The sequence below is a fragment of the Consotaella salsifontis genome (genome assembly GCF_900167365.1).
Taxonomy (GTDB): Bacteria; Pseudomonadota; Alphaproteobacteria; order Rhizobiales; family Rhizobiaceae; genus Consotaella; species Consotaella salsifontis.
This window is the reverse complement of record NZ_FUXL01000002.1, coordinates 383,639-398,256: the sequence shown is the minus strand read 5'-3', so window position 1 is coordinate 398,256 and position 14,618 is coordinate 383,639. Positions and strand designations below refer to the sequence as shown.

The 14,618-nt window shown below is 64.9% G+C and carries 17 protein-coding genes; 12 read left to right on the top strand and 5 right to left on the bottom strand.

What is annotated here, in order from left to right:
* The first annotated feature begins 162 nt into the window (after positions 1-162).
* From B5D38_RS22360 to B5D38_RS03910, 5 genes are all read left to right on the top strand, one after another.
* Positions 163-582: an AtpZ/AtpI family protein gene (locus B5D38_RS22360; protein WP_207552882.1), complete on the top strand. Its 420-nt coding sequence runs from the start codon at positions 163-165 to the stop codon at positions 580-582.
* Positions 583-660: 78 nt separating this feature from the next.
* A complete protein-coding gene (locus B5D38_RS03925; RefSeq protein WP_078707028.1) occupies positions 661-1,410 on the top strand; it encodes a F0F1 ATP synthase subunit A in 750 nt (249 codons plus the stop codon).
* A 64-nt stretch (positions 1,411-1,474) separates the two neighbouring features.
* Positions 1,475-1,702 carry a F0F1 ATP synthase subunit C gene (locus B5D38_RS03920; protein WP_078707027.1) on the top strand — a complete coding sequence of 76 codons (228 nt, stop codon included), beginning with the start codon at positions 1,475-1,477 and terminating at the stop codon, positions 1,700-1,702.
* A gap of 77 nt (positions 1,703-1,779) precedes the next feature.
* Positions 1,780-2,385, top strand: coding sequence for a F0F1 ATP synthase subunit B (locus B5D38_RS03915; RefSeq protein WP_078707026.1), 606 nt, complete (start codon positions 1,780-1,782; stop codon positions 2,383-2,385).
* A gap of 177 nt (positions 2,386-2,562) precedes the next feature.
* Positions 2,563-3,048, top strand: a complete 486-nt coding sequence (locus B5D38_RS03910) for a F0F1 ATP synthase subunit B (RefSeq protein WP_078707025.1) — start codon at positions 2,563-2,565, stop codon at positions 3,046-3,048.
* A gap of 98 nt (positions 3,049-3,146) precedes the next feature.
* Here B5D38_RS03910 and B5D38_RS03905 read toward each other — a convergent pair whose 3' ends face one another.
* Both B5D38_RS03905 and B5D38_RS03900 read right to left on the bottom strand, forming a co-directional pair.
* Positions 3,147-3,863 carry a ribonuclease HII gene (locus B5D38_RS03905; protein WP_078707131.1) on the bottom strand — a complete coding sequence of 239 codons (717 nt, stop codon included), beginning with the start codon at positions 3,861-3,863 and terminating at the stop codon, positions 3,147-3,149.
* Positions 3,864-4,058: 195 nt separating this feature from the next.
* Positions 4,059-5,219 carry a PA0069 family radical SAM protein gene (locus B5D38_RS03900; protein ID WP_078707024.1) on the bottom strand — a complete coding sequence of 387 codons (1,161 nt, stop codon included), beginning with the start codon at positions 5,217-5,219 and terminating at the stop codon, positions 4,059-4,061.
* Between the two features lie 132 nt (positions 5,220-5,351).
* On the opposite strand from B5D38_RS03900, the gene B5D38_RS03895 reads away from it, so the two are divergent.
* Positions 5,352-5,885, top strand: a complete 534-nt coding sequence (locus B5D38_RS03895) for a hypothetical protein (RefSeq protein WP_078707023.1) — start codon at positions 5,352-5,354, stop codon at positions 5,883-5,885.
* Positions 5,886-5,899: 14 nt separating this feature from the next.
* Here B5D38_RS03895 and B5D38_RS03890 read toward each other — a convergent pair whose 3' ends face one another.
* From B5D38_RS03890 to B5D38_RS03880, 3 genes are all read right to left on the bottom strand, one after another.
* On the bottom strand, positions 5,900-6,757 hold the full coding sequence (locus B5D38_RS03890) for a 4-(cytidine 5'-diphospho)-2-C-methyl-D-erythritol kinase (RefSeq protein ID WP_245318788.1): 858 nt from the start codon (positions 6,755-6,757) through the stop codon (positions 5,900-5,902).
* A gap of 45 nt (positions 6,758-6,802) precedes the next feature.
* Positions 6,803-8,653, bottom strand: a complete 1,851-nt coding sequence (locus B5D38_RS03885) for a tetratricopeptide repeat protein (protein ID WP_078707021.1) — start codon at positions 8,651-8,653, stop codon at positions 6,803-6,805.
* Positions 8,654-8,913: 260 nt separating this feature from the next.
* Positions 8,914-9,921 carry a polyprenyl synthetase family protein gene (locus B5D38_RS03880; protein WP_245318811.1) on the bottom strand — a complete coding sequence of 336 codons (1,008 nt, stop codon included), beginning with the start codon at positions 9,919-9,921 and terminating at the stop codon, positions 8,914-8,916.
* 326 nt (positions 9,922-10,247) lie between these two features.
* On the opposite strand from B5D38_RS03880, the gene B5D38_RS03875 reads away from it, so the two are divergent.
* The 6 genes from B5D38_RS03875 (at position 10,248) to ypfJ (ending at position 14,552) form a co-directional block, all read left to right on the top strand.
* Positions 10,248-10,466, top strand: coding sequence for a putative signal transducing protein (locus B5D38_RS03875; RefSeq protein WP_078707128.1), 219 nt, complete (start codon positions 10,248-10,250; stop codon positions 10,464-10,466).
* Entirely contained in the window at positions 10,453-11,244 is a 792-nt protein-coding gene (locus B5D38_RS03870; protein ID WP_078707129.1) for a tRNA1(Val) (adenine(37)-N6)-methyltransferase, read from the top strand. The genes B5D38_RS03875 and B5D38_RS03870 overlap by 14 nt, the downstream gene beginning before the upstream one ends.
* A gap of 74 nt (positions 11,245-11,318) precedes the next feature.
* Positions 11,319-12,191, top strand: a complete 873-nt coding sequence (locus tag B5D38_RS03865; protein ID WP_245318785.1) for a S49 family peptidase — start codon at positions 11,319-11,321, stop codon at positions 12,189-12,191.
* Positions 12,192-12,271: 80 nt separating this feature from the next.
* The gene (locus tag B5D38_RS03860; protein ID WP_078707020.1) at positions 12,272-12,454 is read left to right on the top strand and encodes a hypothetical protein; all 183 of its coding nucleotides are present in this window, start codon (positions 12,272-12,274) and stop codon (positions 12,452-12,454) included.
* A gap of 180 nt (positions 12,455-12,634) precedes the next feature.
* Positions 12,635-13,564 carry a glycine--tRNA ligase subunit alpha gene (locus B5D38_RS03855; protein WP_078707126.1) on the top strand — a complete coding sequence of 310 codons (930 nt, stop codon included), beginning with the start codon at positions 12,635-12,637 and terminating at the stop codon, positions 13,562-13,564.
* Between the two features lie 97 nt (positions 13,565-13,661).
* On the top strand, positions 13,662-14,552 hold the full coding sequence (ypfJ, locus tag B5D38_RS03850) for a KPN_02809 family neutral zinc metallopeptidase (protein WP_078707019.1): 891 nt from the start codon (positions 13,662-13,664) through the stop codon (positions 14,550-14,552).
* Positions 14,553-14,618 lie beyond the last annotated feature (66 nt).

Sequence of the window (14,618 nt, the reverse complement as noted above, 5' to 3'; positions counted from 1 at the left end):
TTTCTAGGGTGATAGCAGGGGCTTACGGTAGGAACCGCCGTGGGCGTTTCTGCTTTAGCGGCCCGGTGGCTGGCGGGGAGGATCGTTCCAACCGCCGCCGCCGTGAAGGGGATCTTGATGGGCAGCGTGGCCGGTGGGCCAACCTGCCGGAGGAGGAATGGCATGCCGGCGGACGAGAAAAGGTCTGCCTCGACGGCACCCCCTGCCGCCGGCGCGGATGCCGTGCCGCCCGGCGAATGGGAGCGGCGGCGCCAGGATCTTGGGGAGCGGTTGGCGACGCGTCGTGTGAATCAGCCCAAGGTTTCCGAAAAGGGCTCGCCGACGATGCAGGGCATGGCGCAGGGAATGCGCCTCGGCAGCGAATTCGTCGGCGGCGTTCTTGTCGGTGGCGGCATAGGTTTCCTCATCGACCATTTCGCCGGCACCATGCCCATCGCGCTGATCATCTTTCTGATGCTCGGTTTCGCTGCAGGCGTGCTCAACGTGGTGCGCTCCGTTCAGGGCGATAAATCGCGTTCTGTCACGATGGCGAACACGGAAAGCTCGAAATCTGCGACATCCGATGGCCCAGGTGGCGCATGAGGTGTTGCGAACATTGGTTCGTCCGGCTATGGCAGTGCGGCCTCGACGACGCTAAAATTTGCTGAAGGGTTTGGGTTTTTGGCGACCGATCCGATTCATCAATTCCAGATCCACAGGCTGATCCCTATCGAGATCGGCGGACTGGACCTGTCTTTTACCAACTCTTCGCTCTTCATGGTGGTGACGGCGGGGCTTGCCGCGGGTTTCCTCTATTGGTCGACGAGTGGGCGCGGTTTGATTCCGGGTCGCCTCCAGTCGGTCTCCGAACTCTTCTATGAGTTCGTGGCGGGGATGCTGCGCGATTCGGCGGGGTCGCAGGGGATGCGCTTCTTCCCCTTCGTCTTTGCCCTCTTCATGTTCGTCTTGCTGGCCAATCTCATTGGCCTTATCCCCTATTTCTTCACCGTCACGAGCCACATCATCGTCACCTTCTCGCTGGCGATCACCGTGACGGCGGTGGTCATGGGATACGGCATCTACAAGCACGGCCTTTCCTGGTTCGCCGTGTTCAAGCCCTCGGGGGTTCCCCCGGCAGTGGCGCCGTTCGTGATCCTGATCGAAGTCATCTCGTTTCTGTCGCGGCCGATTTCACACTCGGTCCGACTGTTCGCCAACATGCTGGCAGGCCATGTGACGCTCAAGGTCTTTGCCGGATTCGTCGTTTCGCTCAGCGCCCTCGGCGCGGTCGGCGTGGGCGGCGCAATCCTCCCGCTCTTGATGACTGTGGCGCTGACGGCGCTCGAGCTCATCGTGGCGGTGTTGCAAGCCTATGTGTTCGCCATTCTGACCTGCATGTACCTCAACGACGCGGTTCATCCGCATCATTAAAACCACCGGCGCTCGCGGCGCTCCTGCCGCGGGATTGCCTCACGATCCAACCAAGGAGACTTTCATGGACGCGGAAGCCGCACGTTATATTGCAGCGGGTCTCGCCTGCTTCGGCATGGGCCTCACCTCGCTCGCGCTCGGCAACATGTTCGCCCAGTATCTGACCGGCGCGCTGCGCAATCCGAGCGCCGCCGATGGCCAGTTCGGCCGTCTGGTCTTCGGTTTCGCCGTGACGGAAGCTCTCGGCATTTTCTCGCTGCTGATCGCGCTGTTGCTCCTCTTCGTCGGCTGAGCCGGCGGACTGAAGGATCGTGACAATGGCCAGCCGGCCCTCGGGCCGGCGGCCGGCGTGCCGAGCAGGAGAAGGAAATGTTCGTGACTGAAGCCCTTGCGCAGACGGAGACGCCGGCGACGGACCATGCGCTTCCTCCTTCCGATCCCGCAGCGGCAGCCCATGGCGAGACCGTGCAGGTCGAAGGCGAGCACGGCGTCTTTCCGCCGCTGAATCCCGAGTTCTTTGCATCGCAGATTCTGTGGCTCGCCATCACTTTTGGCGTCTTCTATCTCGTGCTCGACCGGGTGATCATTCCCCGCCTTTCCGGAATTCTGGAGAATCGGCGGGATCGGATCGCTTTCGATCTGGAAGCGGCCGAACAGATGAAGGCCGAGGCCGACGAGGCTGAGGCCGCTTATGAGCAGGAACTGGCGGAAGCCAGGGCCCGTTCGCAGGAAATCGCGGGCGCGGCCCGCGATGCGGCTCGGTCGGACGCCGATCGGGAGCGCCGCAAGATCGAGAAGGAACTCGACGAGAAGCTCGCGGCCGCGCAGGCGCGAATCTCCGAGATCAAGGCAACCGCGATGGCCGATGTCGGCACGATCGCGGAAGACGTCACCGAGACGATCGTCAGGGAGTTGACGGACCTTGATGTGTCGCGCGAAGTGGCGAGCGAGGCCGTGCGCGCCGTTCGGGCCTGATTGGCGCCGAGCCAGACGGGAGCGCCGGACCGCTCCATGCGCCTCTTCGCCTCGATTGTGCTGAAGCGGCGAGAGAAACGGCGGGAAGGGAGAAGACTATCCCCTCGCCATGACTGGTTGACGCATGATGGAGAGCCTCTTCGGGCTTGACCATCGTGCCGCAAGGGAGCGAGCGACATGCTGTCGGACGCGACATTCTGGGCCTTCATCGCGCTCGTCCTCTTCATCGGCGGGCTGATCTATTTCCGCCTGCCGGGGATGATTGGCCGCTCGTTGGACGCGCGTGCCCAGCGCATTCGCAACGAAATCGAAGAGGCGCGTGAGCTTAAGGAAGAGGCCAAGCAGCAGCTGGCCGAGTTCCAGCGCCGCCGCCGCGAGGCCGAGGCGGAAGCCAAGGAGATCATCGCGGCTGCCAAGCGCGAGGCCGAGGCCATCGTGGACGAGGCGCGCGCCAAGAGCGAGAGCTACCTGGCCCGTCGAACGGCCATGGCCGAACTCAAGATTTCACAGGCGGAGGCGGACGCCGTCGCCGAGGTTCGTGCTTCGGCGGTGGATCTGGCCGTGGCTGCGGCGGGGCGCATCATCGCCGAACGCAACTCCGGCTCTGGTAGCGATCGCTTCGTTTCGGATGCGATTTCTGAAATCAAGCAGAAGCTTCAGTAGCCGCTTGCCCGCCAACCCTGCCTAAATGATGCACGGCGCGCCCTTGGCGCGCCGTTTGTCGTTATAGAACTCTCAGGATCGGTCTGCCGGAACCGACGCTATTCGGCGGCGTCGAGGAGGTCGATGCGCAAAGGCCGAAAGGTCATGCGGTGAAGAGGGCAGGGACCAAGGTCGCGGATTGCTTCGAGATGCTCCGCCGTCCCGTATCCCATGTGGCGGCTGAAGCCATAGCCCGGATAGACGGCGCAGGCGCGCCGCATCATCGAATCCCGCACTGCCTTGGCAACGATCGAGGCCGCGGCGATGGAAAGGCACCGCGCGTCGCCGCCGACTACAGCCGTGCCTCGGCTGGCGAGGGGGCGCGGCACATCCTTGCCGTCGACGAGGACGTGGCAGGGCACCTCCGGCAGGGCATTCAGCGCGCGTGTCATGGCGAGCAGCGTGGCGCCGCGGATGTTGTAGCGGTCGATCTCCACGGCGCTCGCGGACGCGAACGAAACATGCGCCACCGCGAGAATTTCGGCGAAGAGAGCTGTGCGCGCCTCGGCGGTTAGCTTCTTCGAATCGTTGATGCCGGTGGGCACGCGTTTCGGGTCGAGCACGACCGCCGCCGCGACGACGGGACCGGCGAGTGGCCCGCGTCCCGCCTCGTCGACGCCCGCCACGAGGCGCGCGCCGCGCCCGAGGCGTTCTTCTTCGATGCTGTAGTCCGGCCCCTTGGAGGAGAGGGCGGCGCGCCGGGCCGTGCCCTTTTGAGCGGCGCTTTTCGGCGCTCGACCTTGCCCCTTTTTTGTCGCCGGACCGGAATCGGTCATCGATGCCGCCAAATCGAATTCGGGCGTGACAAGAAAAGAGGGAGAATCGGAGCGTGAGCGAGCCATGATGCGGCGAAACTCGCCCATTCTCCGATTCTCCACAAGACCCGCCGCACCAGAGGGGGGATGCAGCAGGCGAGGGTCTTTTGCGTCTGAACCCAGGACGCGATGATCAAGGCATGTCGGCGCAGGAGCCTAAAGCAGTGAGAGCTGAACGCCTCGGCTTCCGGCAGGGGCCTTGAAGAGGTCCGTGCGCAGCGTCGTCCGACTGCGGTTGAGCTCGAGCCGCTCCACCGTCATCTCGAATCGGCGCTTGATCTGGAAGGCATAGGGGCCAGTCCCGCGCATCCTCTTGCCCCACTCCGCATCATAATCCTTGCCCTCGCGCATCGAGCGCAACAGCGCCATCACATGGCGGAAGCGGTTGGGATAGTGTCGAAGCAGCCAATCCTTGAAGATCGGGCTCACCTCCAGTGGCAGGCGAAGGAGAACATATCCCGCCTCGCGCACTCCGGCCGTAACCGCCGATTCGAGAATGCGCTCGATTTCATGGTCGTTGAGCCCTGGAATGATCGGCGCCGTCATCACCATCGTCGGAATGCCTGCCTCAGAAAGCTGGCGCAGCGTTTCCAGCCGGCGAGACGGCGTGGCGGCGCGCGGCTCCATCGCTCGCGCCAGGGTCTTGTCGAGTGTCGTCACGGAAAGCGCGACGCGTGAAAGACCCTTGGCCGCCATGCGGGACAGAATGTCGATATCGCGGGTCACCAGCGCAGACTTCGTGATGATGCCGACCGGGTGATCGGCCGCCTCCAGCACCTCGAGGATCTCGCGCATGATGCGCCATTTCTTCTCGATCGGCTGGTAGGGGTCCGTGTTGGTCCCGATGGCGATCGTCTTGGGCTGATAGCCGGGGCGAGACAACTCATCGGCAAGGAGCCGCGCCGCATCCGGCTTGGCGAACAGCTTTGCTTCGAAGTCGAGACCGGGCGAGAGGCCCATATAAGCGTGGGTCGGACGCGCAAAGCAGTAGACGCAGCCGTGCTCGCAGCCACGATACGGATTGATCGAGCGATCGAACGAGATGTCCGGCGAGCTGTTCTTGGTGATGATCGTCTTCGGCTTCTCGACCTGAACGTCGGTCCGAAAGGCCGGTAGCTCGTCCAATGTCCGCCAGCCGTCGTCAAACGCATGTCGTTCCGTCGGCTCGTATCGGCCCGACGGGTTGACGGCGGCGCCGCGCCCGCGACGCCGGTCGAAGCCGAGCCGCAGGCCGGACTCCGCTATGATGTGATTGGCGATGTCGATTCCGCCGGCGGCTGAGAATGCCGCCCTGTCGGCCATCTGAACCTCGCGCATGGGCAAGCCTCCCAGTGCGAATCGGTGTCTATGAACAAAGTCCTAACACGTGAAGCAGAACATAGCAAGAACATCGCGAGCCGGGGTTTGTTCCCGCTGGTCTGCTGCCGCCGGTTTCGCTAAACGGGCGCCATGCTCAGCGTCGTCATTCAGATGGAACAACAGCAGCCCGCGGCCCTCGCGGCCAGCCTTGCCGCGCTCGTGCCCGGCGCCGTCGAGGGGCTCGTCGCAGATGTGACGGTTTTCGGCGCAGCGCTTGGCGAGGAGGCGCGATGGATTGCCGACGAGGCCGGCTGCCGCGTGCTCGACGAGACGGATATCGTTGCGGTGCTAGCGCTCAGTCGCGCTGATTGGCTCTTTCTCCTGTCACCGGGCGCCCGACCGCTTTCCGGCTGGATCGACGCGGTTTCGGATCACCTCGCGCATGGCAGCATGACGGCGGGCCGGGGCGGCGGGGCCGTGTGCTTCCGGTCGGCCAGAAGAGATTCGATTTTCACGCGACTTATGAAGGGTTTTCGCCGCTCCGCGCCGCTGGATGAGGGCCTGATCGTTCTCAAGCGCGAGGTGCTGACAAAGGCGGAAGGCGTTCGGTCTCTGGACGCTCTGGCGCGCAGAGTAAAGGTTGGCAGGCTCAACGCGGGCATCTGGCCGCCGGACGAGGGGTAAATTTCCTCAGGCGTTCAGCCGGCGGCGGAGAGCGCTGTGGCGAGGGTCCACCAATCGGGCCGCGTCGCCCGGATCGAGGTGGCGGCTTGCTGCGCAGCTTCGTCGGAGGCAAACAGGCCGAAGACTGTCGCACCCGAGCCGGACATCCGCGTGAACAGCGCGCCGATGGCCTCAAGGCTGCGATGAACCTCCTTGATCACCGGAGCAAGCGCCTCTGCCGGTTCTTGAAGGTCGTTGCGCGTTTGGAGAAGGACGTCGGCCAGAAGTCGTGGGGTGAGAGAGCGGGCCGGAAATGGGTCGAGCGGTGGATTGGCCTTTCTCACGAGCCCACGGAAGACGGCGGGGGTCGAGACTGCGACGCCGGGATTGACGAGGACCAACGGCACGCGGGGAAAGCACGACCATGGCTCGATGCTCTCGCCGATGCCGCGCACCCGCGCCGGCTGCCCCAGAAGACACATCGGAACATCCGCCCCCAGGGCGATGCTCTCATCAGACAGCGCTGGCCCCAGCTCGGGCAGGGCGCATTGTATCAGGCGAAGGAGGGCGGCGGCGTCGGCTGATCCGCCGCCGATGCCGGAGGCGATCGGCAGGCGCTTGTCGAGAGTGATCGAAAGCGGCGGAATGCTCTCGCCGTGCTCGGCGGAAAGGCGGCGGGCGAGCGTCAGCGCCCTCGTCACCAGATTCCCCTCATCGGCCGAAAGAGCCGCCGAGAATGGCCCGACTATTTCGAAGTAGTCCAGCCCCGCCGGTTCGATGGTGAGGATATCGCCATGCTCGGCGAAGGCGACGAGACTATCCAACTCATGGTAGCCGTCTGGGCGCGAGCCAGTGACGTGAAGCGCGAGATTGATCTTGGCTGGGGCGAGCATGGTCGCTCGCCGCCATGGCTCGCCCTGGTGAGGGGACATGCCCGCTTACTTGTCGGGCTGCGCGGGCTTGTCGCCCGAAGGCTTATCCGGAGTGGTTGCCGTGGCCGCGCCGCCCGCCGGAGTATTTGCCGGGGGTTGGTTGCTGCGCGCGTCGTTCGACGCCTGATCGAGACCCTTGGAGATCTTGGCGGCGATGCGTTGAGCATCCTTCGCTTCCGGCTTGGGATCGCCCGAAAGCGCCCGCTGCCACTGGAACCGCGCCTCGCGCTTTCGGCCCACCTGCCAGTAGGCATCGCCAAGGTGGTCGTTGATGGTTGGATCGGCGGGGTTGAGCAGGATCGCGCGTTCGAGCTGCTCGACGGACTCGTCGTACCGGCCCATGCGATAATAGGCCCAGCCGAGCGAATCGATGATGTAGCCGTCGTTCGGCCGAAGCTCGACGGCCTTGCGGATCATCTCCAGGCCTTCCTTCAGGTTGCGATTCATATCGACCCAGGAATAGCCGAGATAGTTCAGCACCTGCGGCTGATTCGGAACCAGCTCCAGCGCCTTCTTGAAGTTGGGCTCCGCCTTGTCCCACTTGCCCTGCCGCTCATAGGCGATGCCGCGCTGGTAATAGACGTTCCAGCTGGATCGGCTGTCGCCCTTGATGAGCTTGACCGCTTCATCGAGGATCTTCGCCGCGCCTTGATAGTCCTTGTCTGCCGAGAGCACGTCGGCGAGCGCGAGATGAGCCTGGAGATTGCGCGGATAGCGCTTCAGGGCCTGGTTGAGGTGCTCCTTCGCCTCGTCCTTCTTCTTCGAGTACCAGAGGTCGAGGCCCATCTGCAGGTCGGCCGTGCGCCGCAGGGCCGAATCCTCGGGGATCTTGCTGTAGTAGGAAATCGCCAGATCGAGCCGCTCGGATCTTTCGGCAATGCCGGCCAAGGCCACCAGCAGCAGCGAATCGGCGGGCGCGGCGGCATGGGCGAGCTGGAAATAGAGCAGGGCGACCTGCTGGCCCTCGCCACGATTGACCGCCTGTCCGAGAATGTAGAGCGTCTCCGCGACGCCCTGGCGGACGTTGGCGATGGGCGGTTCGATGGTTTCTCCGGCGTTGATGCGCTCTCTGAGGCGCACAAGCGGGTCATAGTCCGACGAAAGCGCCAGCCCCTTGTCGAGCGCCGCGATGGCCGCATCGCGATTGCCCGAACGGGCCTCGATGCGGGCAAGGGCCTCGGCCGCGGCGAGATAGGCATCTGCCGAGGTGCGGGCGCCTGTCTCGTCGTTGAGAACGCGGCTCAGTGCCTGCCGGGCGACGCCCTGGCGCTCCGCATAGGCCGCCATCAGCCCGCGCTGATAGTCGTTGAAGATGGGATACCAGGCGACGCCTTTCAGCCCGTCGAGGCGTTTCATGGCCTCGTCTACATGGCCGGCCCCGACTTCCGCCCAGGCCGACAGATGCCCGAGAAGCAGCGCATCCAAATCGGACAAATTGGGGATATCGAATTCCTTGATGGCGCGGTCGAATTCGCCATGGCGCAACGCGTCGACGCCAAGGGTGATGCGCGCCACCTTGCTGGCTTCCGATGAATTCCGAAGCTTGGAAGCGAGTTCGACACCCTCCTCGAAACGGCCATCCGCGAGAAACGCGAACAGCGCATCCTGCTGAAGTTCCTCCGCCTTCGGGTCCAAAGACAGCGCCTGGCTGTAATATTGCGTGGCCGTCGAAAGATCGCCCGCAAGCTGGGCGGATTTTGCCGCGAGATAGGCGCCGGCGAGGCTGTGCGCCGGGTACTCGGGTCGCCTGTCGCTCGACGCGGGCTGCCCACCCGAGGCCAGGGCGGTGTGGACCGGAGCCGTCGCCAGGATCAGCGCGCCGGCGCAGACCAGGCGGAAGAAACGCGGTGTCTGCACGTCGAAATCCTCGTCAATCCTTCACGCCGCGGGCGCCGCGGCCTCGAAACCAGGAACGGCGCGACGATATCGCCAAAGCCGCCCCTGAAGCATTCTTCACAACGGGCGGGCGATGCCCCGCCTGCGTGTCTTGAAGGCGTTCATTCACGATGCGGCATGCCGCGCCTCGTCAGACGCGCGGCTCGCCGCGCCCTTGTCTGGACTGACAGCATGACGATTTTGCGGTCGCCGGCAAGCCGCAGCAACTTGTCTTCACACTCTCACGTGATGCGGTCGATGCAGAAGTCCACCACTTGGAGAAGCGCGTCGCGGCTTTCCGAGGCGGGGATGCTCGCCGCAGCCTGACTGGCCAGAGCGCCGTAATGGCGGGCCCGCAGCACGGTCTCCTCCAGGGCGCCATGGCGGCCGAGAAGCTCTTTGGCATGGGCCAGGGCTGCGTCGTCTGTCTGCCCGCCTTCCATGGCCTCGGCCCAGAAGGCTCGCTCCTCGGCGCTTCCCCGCTGATGCGCGATGATCACCGGGAGCGTGATCTTCCCCTCGCGGAAATCGTCGCCGGTGTTCTTGCCGAGCGAGGCGGCCGTGCCGCCATAATCGAGAACGTCGTCGACGAGCTGGAAGGCAAGCCCGAGATTGAGGCCATAGAGGCGAAGGGCTTCGCGAACCTCCGCATCCGCGCCGGCGATCACCGGGCCTACTTCGGCGGCGGCGGCAAAGAGCGCGGCGGTTTTCGCACCGATCACGGCAAGATAATCGTCCTCGCCGGTGGACAGGGATTTCGCCGCCGCGAGCTGCCAGACTTCGCCCTCCGCGATCACGGCGGAAGCGTCGGAGAGAATCTTGAGGGCGGTCAGCGAGCCGACCTCCACCATCATCTTGAACGCTTGTCCCAGCAGGAAGTCGCCGACCAGGACGCTCGCCTGGTTTCCCCAGATCATGCGCGCCGATTGCTTGCCCCGCCGGAGATCGCTCTCGTCCACCACGTCGTCATGCAGAAGCGTGGCGGTGTGCATGAACTCGACGCTGGCCGCCAGCTTCACGTGGCCCTCGCCGCCATAGCCGCAGGCAAGCGCCGAGGCGATGGTGAGCATGGGGCGCAGACGTTTGCCGCCCGACGAGATGAGATGGTCGGCGATAACCGGAATAAGCTCGACATTCGAGCCGGCCATCGCAAGGATGAGCGCGTTGACGCGCTCCATATCCGGCGCCGTCAGCTTGACGATCGGGTCGATGCCGCTCTGCGGCTGAATCTCCCTGACGAGGTTCACGATCTTACTCCGTTGGTTGCGCCGAAATAGCCGCCTGCCGCTTCGGGGGCAAGCCGGAACGTGGAAACCAACCTAAGAACGGCGAGAAAACAGAAGGTTTGTCCTCTTGCGCGCACGCCGTGCCGCGCACAAGGGGCCGATGCTTTTTATGGCGTCGCCGCACGGCGCATGGCTTTGGACACGTCACCCCAGCCTTCTTGAAAAGCTGCGTCGCGGCTCCGAGCATATCAAATGGCGGTGAAGCCAGGATAGAATGGTCTCAACGACAAACAATGGACCTCCTGCCGGCGCCCTCGATGGCTCCGTCAGGCGAGAGGAGAGAAAGCGGCATGGAAGAATTGATGCGTTCGAATGATGCCGTTCTCATTTCCTTCGTCGATGCGCTGCTCAAGGATGCGCAGATCCCCCATTTCGTGGCCGACGGCCATATGAGCATTCTCGACGGCTCCATCGGTGCTTTGCCTCGGCGCATCATGGTGGCTCCCGACCATCTGGCGCAGGCGCGGCGAATCCTGACCGATGCCGATCTCGGCCATGAACTTTCCTGACGAGGCGCCAGACGCGCAAAACACGCTCGATGCGTTCTGCGACGGCCGTTTCTTCCTGATGCAGCCGCGTCGCGGGCACCGCGCCGGGCTCGATGCCATGCTGCTGGCTGCAACCGTTCCGCCGGATGCTGCGGGCAAGGCCGCCGATCTTGGCGCTGGCACCGGCGCCGTGGGCTTTGCCGCCGCGCTGCGCGCGCCAGGTCTGGCGATGACGCTGGTGGAGCGGAACGAGACGATGGCGGCGCTCGCCCGCGCCTCCATCGCACGCACGGAAAATGCTGCTCTCTCGCCACGCCTTGCCGTGATCGAAGCCGATCTTCTGGCATCGCGACCAGGGCGGGAAGCGACGGGACTCCTGGATGGCGGGTTCTCCCTCGTCCTGACCAACCCGCCCTTCCACCCGGCGGGCCACAGGACCTCACCCGATCCGCTTCGCGCCGAGGCTCGGCAGGTGACGTCGAGCGACTTTCTGTCGCGCTGGATCAGGACGGCGGGGGCGCTGCTCGACCATGGCGGCCGGTTCGCGATGATCGTTCGCGCCGACGCCCTGGCGCAGGTGCTGCCGGCAATGGAAGGCCGCCTCGGCGATGTCCGCCTTAGGCCGGTTCATGCCCGGGTCGACGTTGCCGCCTCGCGCGTCCTCGTTTCGGCGAAAAAGGGCTCGCGCGCGCCGCTTCGCCTGTTGCCGGCGATCGTTCTGCATGAGGCCGACGGCGCTCTTTCGCCACTCGGACGGCAGATCGGCGAGGGGAGGGCGACGATCGAATTCGGCGCCTGAGGGCGTTGCGAAACGGCGCGGCATCCCTACATCCGGGCGATCCTGTTTCGTCCATCGCCGAGAGAAGCTCTCCCGTGAAAAACCCCGTCACCAAGTATTTGCCCGCCCGCTTCCGCAAGGATGTGGTCCCGATTCCTGTGGTGCGGATCAACGGTACGATCATGGCTGGCGGCGGCCGCCTCAGGACGAGCATCTCGCTGGCGACCGTCGCCCAGGGGCTCGACAAGGCCTTCTCCGTCAAGAAGGCGCCGGCGGTGGCGATCGTCGTCAATTCGCCGGGCGGCTCTCCGGTCCAGTCGCGCCTGATCTATCAGAGGATCCGCGACCTCGCGGTGGAGAAGGACAAGGCGGTGCTCGTCTTCGTCGAGGATGTCGCCGCCTCGGGTGGCTACATGATCGCCTGCGCAGGCGACGAGATCATCGCCGATCCGTCCTCCATCGTCGGCTCCATCGGCGTCGTTACCGGCTCCTTCGGCTTCGTCGAGGCGATGAGGAAGCTCGGCGTCGAGCGGCGCGTTCACACGGCGGGCGAGAACAAGGTGACGCTCGATCCGTTCCAGCCGGAAAAGCCGGAGGACGTTGCCCATCTGAAGGCGCTTCAGCGCGAGATTCATGAGGTCTTCATCGACCTCGTGAAGACGCGGCGCGGAACGAAGCTTGCCGACGATCCCGATCTCTTCACCGGGCTCTTCTGGTCCGGCCTGCGCGGACTGGAGCTGGGGCTGGTCGACCGGCTGGGCGATCTGCGGGGCGTTCTGAAGGAGCGTTATGGCGAGGCGGCCAAGCCCATGCTCGTCCAGCAGGCACGCGGCTGGTTCGGCCGCAAGACACCCGGCGTCACCTCAGTGCTCGGCCTTCCGGACGGTACGGCGGTGGGCGCTGGCGCCGCCGAGGCGCTGATCGCCGCCGCCGAGGAGCGCTCGCTTTGGCAGCGCTACGGCCTTTAGGCCGCAATAACGCGGAGGTTCCTTTACTTGAGGTGCCTCGCGGCTCATACCTGAAAGAGGCACAGCTACGGATCGAACGAATGCCGCAGTTTATCTTTCTCGGGCTGCTGGGAGCCGCCGCCTATTACGGCTACAAGCGGATGCAGAAGGAAGCCGTGAAGACGAGCGAGCGCAGCAAGCGCGCCGCCGCCGAACAGCGCACCGGCGCTCAAGGGACGCTGGTGCGCGGCGATGATGGCGTCTATCGCCTGAAACAGGATTAGCGCCGAAGTCCGATAGGGTTCGGCGTCCGCCGAGAAACTGATGCCTATCGCCCCGCCGGACCGCGGGGCGCTTGACCCTCTCCCGCCTCTCGTGGCAACTCGCTGGGCGATTGGCCGGGCAGGGCCCGGCCGGCCGGAAGATGAAAGCCCGAACCGCCCATGCCCGACCTTCTTCCCCAAATGGACCCGAAGCGGTCCTTCCAGGGTCTGATTCTGACGCTCCAGCGCTACTGGGCCGATTACGGCTGTGTCATTCTTCAGCCCTACGACATGGAGGTGGGCGCCGGCACGTTCCACCCGGCGACGACGCTTCGCGCGCTTGGGCCGAAGCGCTGGAACGCGGCCTATGTCCAGCCTTCGCGCCGCCCCAAGGACGGGCGCTATGGCGAGAACCCGAACCGGCTTCAGCACTATTACCAGTTTCAGGTGATCCTGAAGCCGAACCCGTCCAACCTTCAGGAGCTCTATCTCGGCTCGCTCGCCGCCATCGGCGTCGATCCGCTGGTTCACGACATCCGCTTTGTCGAGGATGACTGGGAAAGCCCGACGCTGGGCGCCTGGGGCCTTGGCTGGGAGTGCTGGTGCGACGGCATGGAGGTGTCGCAGTTCACCTATTTCCAGCAGGTGTGCGGCATCGAGTGCGCGCCCGTCGCAGGCGAGCTGACCTATGGGCTCGAGCGTCTGGCGATGTATGTCCAGAACGTCGACAACGTCTACGACCTCAACTTCAACGGCCGCGAGGGTGACGAGAAAGTCACCTATGGCGAGGTCTTCCTCCAGGCCGAGCAGGAATATTCGCGTTTCAACTTCGAGTTCGCCGATACCGCCATTCTTCATCGCCATTTCGACGAAGCGGAGAAGGAATGTGCCGCGCTTCTCGCCGCCGGTGCGCCGGACGAGCCGGGGGCGCTGCACCGCTGCGTTTTGCCGGCCTATGACCAGTGCATCAAGGCGAGTCACGTCTTCAATCTGCTCGACGCGCGCGGCGTCATCTCGGTGACGGAACGTCAGAGCTACATCCTGCGCGTGCGCTCCCTCGCCAAGGCCTGCGGGGAGGCGTTCCTTCTGACCGATGCCGGCGGCGCAAGCCCTCAGGACGCCGCAGCCTGACGGAGCTGTGCTCGGCACACACTTTCCCGTTCCCGGTCGTGGCACCAAATCGCTTCTGCCGCGTTGATCGCGCGGTCTTTGTGGCAGGAGTGGCGAGATGGAATGGCGCGGGCGCAGGATGTCGAACAACATCGAGGACCGTCGCGGCGGCGGCCTCGGTGGCGGCGCGGGCGGCGGAATGCGCATTCCGATCCGCGCGGGCGGCGGCGGGGGCATCGGCCTCATCATCGTCGCACTGGTCCTGTGGCTCGGCTTCGGCATCAACCCGATGCAACTGCTCGGCATGGCCGATGACGGCGGCTCCTACCAGCAGACGACGAGCGCGCGCGGCCCGGGCGTCTCAGGCACGTCCGATGAGACGGACGACTTCGTCGCCACCGTCCTCGCCGACACCGAGGACGTCTGGAAGAAGCGTTTCGCCGATGCCGGGCGGAACTATCCCGAGCCGACGCTCGTCCTCTTCAATAATGCCGTCCGCTCGGCCTGCGGCACGGCAAGCTCGGCCACCGGTCCGTTCTACTGCCCCAACGACCAGAAGCTCTATCTGGACCTCGCCTTCTTTCGGCAGCTGCGCAATCAGCTGAACTCGCCCGGCGATTTCGCCCAGGCCTATGTCATCGCCCACGAGGTCGGCCACCATGTCCAGAACCTTCTCGGCGTGCTGCCGCAGTTCAACCGGGCGCGGCAGTCCATGAGCGAGCGCGATGCCAACGCCATGTCGGTGCGCGTCGAGCTCCAGGCGGACTGCTACGCCGGTATCTTCGCCCATGACGACGAGAACGCGGGTTATCTCGAATCCGGCGACATCGATGAGGCGCTGAACGCGGCGGGCGAGATCGGCGACGATACGCTTCAGAAGCGCAGCCAGGGCGTGGTCGTGCCGGACAGCTTTACCCACGGCACCTCGGCGCAGCGCGCCAAGTGGTTCCGCCGTGGCTATGACGGCGGCGACATGGCCGCTTGCGATACCTTCTCGGGCGCCATCTGAGGCGGCGGCGAGGCCGGCCTCTTGCAATTGCCCGCAACGCGTGGTGTCAACGCGCCACGCGTTGTC